Raw genomic sequence first — 2,925 nt, 5'->3', positions numbered from 1 at the left:
GTCGGCGACCAGGAGGGAACCGTCAAGAAGATCAGCGTTCGCTCGACGGAGATCGAAACTATTCACCGTCAGTCCGTGATTATTCCGAACGCGACGCTCATCACCGATCCGGTCAGCAACTGGATGCATCTCGACAAGAGTTGTCGCCTCGATATACCGGTAGGTGTCGACTACGGCACCGATACGGAGCTGCTGCGCTCGACACTTCTAGCCGCCGCGAAGGCGCATCGCGGCGTTCTCAAGCAGCCGCCACCAGTTGTTCACTTTGCCGGCTTTGGCGACAGTTCGCTCGATTTCGAACTTCGTGTGTTCCTACGTGACGTGCGCAATCGGATCGGATGGAGCAGCGAGTTGCGCTTCGCGATCCTGGCGGCCTTGCGGGATGCTGGCATAAGCATCCCATTCCCACAGCGCGACGTACATGTTAAGGGCGGCACGCCAGAAGGCGCAGCCTAGCGGGTCTGAGTAGCGGGCGCCGGAGCAATCATGGGCATGAATCAACTCGGGGTTGGGTTCCAGGCAATGCTGTTCTCGTCGCATGTCGACAGCATCGCGTCGGCCGGGCTGATTATCGATAACATCTGGAATGATAATAAGGTGGTCAGCATCGACCTGCTCGGTGACGAGTTCATGGAGACGGTCAAGACCGGCGACAAGATCAAGATCAGCGAGGACGGCTCGGTCGAGGTCGGATAGATTCGCGCAAGGCCGGACGGATTGACCTCGCCTCTATCCTCGCCCTGTCCAAGACCGGAGGAAACAAAGCCTTTTTCACCACGGAGAAGGCCTTGCAAGATGGTTGCTGTGGCCTACTCGAGATGTCCTGGCACCTGTTTACTTGGGGCAACGAGGTTGAGATCATAAAGCCCAAGAGGCTGGCCTCGATGCTGCGAAAGCAACTTGAGATTTGCTCCGCCCATATGACGACGTGACGAGAAGCTTGGCCATGATGATGCTTAGTCGTCTTGCATTTGTTCCACTCGTAGCCCTGACCGTCTTGACAGGTGATGTACTCGCAGCGGATGCAGACAGCACTCTTGCCGACGGCGCGTCGCTTCTCGAGGAGCATTGTGCCCGCTGTCATTCCATCGCGGCGACTGGCAACAGCCCTTTGAACCAAGCGCCACCGCTTCGCGAGATGTACCTCAAGTACCCTATCCAGCAACTCGAGAGCGGGTTTGCAGAGGGAATGGGCTCTAGGCATCGGGGAATGCCTCAGATCCAATTTTCGATCGAAGAGGTCGACGCGATCTTGGACTACCTAGGAAACATTACAGGTGTACCGCCCTCGCAGCGGACGCGTTTTGACATTCCTGATGAATCAGCTCCGCCTTAAGCGCAGCTTTTGACGAAACCGGTCTCCACACCGTGGCGACCTGGTGGCGACCCGAGCCAGTGCGAGCCGTTTGCGGATATGGCGCAACCTAACAAGTTATTGATTCTAAAATAAAAGATTGGTTGCGGGGGCTAGATTTGCTCAAGAACGTACCAAGTGGACGTTGAGGCGATCAGCCTAGGTTGGTTGCGGGGGCTGGATTCGCTCAAGAACGTACCAAGTGGACGCTGAGGCGATCGGCCTAAGTTGACTGCGGCCACGCTCATCGTGTCCGCTCCTGAGGGTAAAGTGGACATGCCTACTCCGCTCGATGTCCGCTAATGACCCAAAGCGGACATTTCCCCTAGTGCGCCCGCCGTCCCTCAATCCATGTCTCTAGGATTTGGATCTCGCTGATTTGATCTGGGTCGACTGTGCGAGGGTCTGCTGACAGGACGACAAAATCTGCGAGTTTGCCTTCTTCGAGGCTGCCCACTTCGTCTTCCGACATGAGTTGCCAGGCAGGGACACTCGTTACTCCGCGAATAGCGTGTTCTATTGAGGCACGTTCGTCCGGCGAGAGCACGAAGTCGGGTTGGGTAAACAGGGTGCGCGTGACGGCAACCTCGATCATCTCCAAGGGCGAAAGAGTTGATACGGCGTAGTCGGTATGCAGTGAATATGGAATTTTGGCACGTTCAAAACTACCAGTGCGGTCGAGCTTTGCGGCTTTCTCAGGCCCGAAGACCGTATCCCGAAAAGCTTCTCCCCAATACAGGACATGGGCAATCAAGAATGAGCATGTGATCTCATTTTCCTTGAGCTTATCGATTTGGTCGTCCTGAACAATCGAACAGTGCTCGATCCGAGGGCGCAACAAGTCCAGACCGTCTCCTCGCGCCTTTGCCACTGCTGAAATGATGTTGTCGATGCCGGCATCACCATTGCCGTGCATTGCCATCTGCGCTCCGCGTCTTGAGCCCTCTGCTACTGCGTCATCGATTTCAGACTGCGTCATATAGGCGAGTCCTCGATCTTCTCGGTTCAGGTAGGGCTCTCGCTGCAATCCAGTATATGCCTGGTTCGAGCCATCGACGCTGATCTTGTAGCCAATCGCTCTGGCATTCATGTCCCCTGTCCCCGGCTTGACGTCGGCCTCGTCCCAAAGTGGAAGAGCGGCCCACTGCAGGTAGTTGCGGGTACGAAGTGGAAACTCCTTGCTATCAGCAAGCTTGATCAACACCTGCCAGTCCTCTGGACCTGTCACGCCCGCGACACCCAATGTGCCAATGCCCTGCGCTGCCCAATTCTGGCCTAGTTCTACGGCACCCTTGAACCGATCAAACTCGTTGAAGGGCTTAATCTCCTTTAGCGCGGCAAAAAGGGCCACACTGCCCGCAACATTGCCATCTAGCGATCCATCGTCATGGCGCCCCAGCTCTGCTCCTGACAAGTTCTGAAAGTCCGAAGATACGCCCATCAACCCGAGCATCTTCGAGTTCACGGTCATCTTGTGCCCGCCCGCGTGCCATACGACGACAGGTGTCTTTGACGAGATTTTGTCGAGCTCCTTGTTCGTTAGTTGCGGCTTGGTGAAGGATTGGGTGGTT

The 2,925-nt window shown here is 56.1% G+C and carries 4 protein-coding genes; 3 read left to right on the top strand and 1 reads right to left on the bottom strand.

Annotated features, from left to right (window positions below; all coding sequences use genetic code 11):
* From AC221Y_RS22820 to AC221Y_RS22810, 3 genes are all read left to right on the top strand, one after another.
* On the top strand, window positions 1-456 hold a 456-nt coding region (locus tag AC221Y_RS22820; protein WP_486708581.1), incomplete at its 5' end, for a mechanosensitive ion channel family protein.
* A 30-nt stretch (window positions 457-486) separates the two neighbouring features.
* On the top strand, window positions 487-696 hold the full coding sequence (locus AC221Y_RS22815) for a hypothetical protein (protein WP_486708580.1): 210 nt from the start codon (window positions 487-489) through the stop codon (window positions 694-696).
* Between the two features lie 250 nt (window positions 697-946).
* On the top strand, window positions 947-1,336 hold the full coding sequence (locus tag AC221Y_RS22810; protein ID WP_486708579.1) for a c-type cytochrome: 390 nt from the start codon (window positions 947-949) through the stop codon (window positions 1,334-1,336).
* A 343-nt stretch (window positions 1,337-1,679) separates the two neighbouring features.
* Here AC221Y_RS22810 and AC221Y_RS22805 read toward each other — a convergent pair.
* On the bottom strand, window positions 1,680-2,925 hold a 1,246-nt coding region (locus AC221Y_RS22805), incomplete at its 5' end, for an amidohydrolase (protein WP_486708578.1).

It is taken from the genome of Boseongicola sp. (assembly GCF_057460485.1).
The sequence above is the reverse complement of the archived record's forward strand: the minus strand, read 5'-3'. Positions and strand labels throughout refer to the sequence as shown.

Excerpts from the sequence above, each read along its gene's own strand:
- AC221Y_RS22815 (WP_486708580.1), top strand. The coding sequence starts at position 487 with ATGGGCATGAATCAACTCGGGGTTGGGTTCCAGGCAATGCTGTTCTCG.
- AC221Y_RS22810 (WP_486708579.1), top strand. The coding sequence starts at position 947 with ATGATGATGCTTAGTCGTCTTGCATTTGTTCCACTCGTAGCCCTGACC.